Below are 908 nucleotides of genomic sequence, written 5' to 3'. Positions count from 1 at the left end.
CCTGCCCTTGCGGCTCGCCCAATTCGGCATCGTGCATCGCTACGAGCCGTCGGGCGCGATGCACGGCCTGATGCGGGTGCGCGGCTTTACCCAGGACGACGCGCATGTGTTCTGTACCGAGGCGCAGCTCGCCGACGAGTGCATGAAGATCAACGACCTGATCCTGTCGACCTACTCGGACTTCGGCTTCGAGGGCGAACTCACCGTCAAGCTCTCGACCCGTCCCGACAAGCGCGTCGGCACCGACGAGATGTGGGATCACGCCGAGCGCGTGATGGCCACCGTGCTGAGCGAGATCAAGGCCAAGGGCGGCAACCGCATCAAGACCGAGATCAACCCCGGCGAAGGCGCGTTCTACGGGCCGAAGTTCGAATACGTGCTGCGCGACGCCATCGGCCGCGACTGGCAGTGCGGCACCACGCAGGTCGACTTCAACCTGCCGGAGCGCTTCGGCGCGTTCTACATCGACGCCGACGGCGCCAAGAAGGCACCGGTGATGGTGCACCGCGCGATCTGCGGCTCGATGGAGCGCTTCATCGGCATCCTGATCGAGCACTACGCCGGCAACTTCCCGCTGTGGCTGGCGCCCGTGCAGGTCGTTGTCACCACGATTACTTCGGAAGGCGACGACTACGCCCAGAAGGTGCTGGCCGATCTGCGCAAGGCGGGACTACGCGCCGACATCGATCTGCGCAACGAGAAGATCAACTTCAAGGTGCGCGAGCATTCGCTGGCCAAGGTCCCTGCCCTCTTGGTGGTCGGCAAGAAGGAAGCCGAGACGCATTCCGTCTCGGTCCGCCGCCTCGGCAGCGAACGCTCCAGCGTGCTGCCCACCAACGAGGCGATCGCCGCACTGGTGGACGAAGCCACGCCGCCGGACGTGCGGCGGATGCGGGAAAACGGCTTGA

The 908-nt window shown here is 65.4% G+C and carries 1 protein-coding gene; it reads left to right on the top strand.

Translation table 11 applies throughout. The annotated features are described in order from the left end of the window. The coding region (locus I5M_RS20985; RefSeq protein WP_040771834.1) for a threonine--tRNA ligase at window positions 1-908 on the top strand (908 nt) is incomplete at both ends.

Origin of the sequence: Rhodopseudomonas sp. B29, from assembly GCF_000333455.1 — a bacterium.
In the GTDB taxonomy this organism is placed as follows: Bacteria; Pseudomonadota; Alphaproteobacteria; order Rhizobiales; family Xanthobacteraceae; genus Rhodopseudomonas.
Note: the sequence above shows the minus strand (reverse complement) of the source record. Positions and strands in the feature narration are given on the sequence as shown.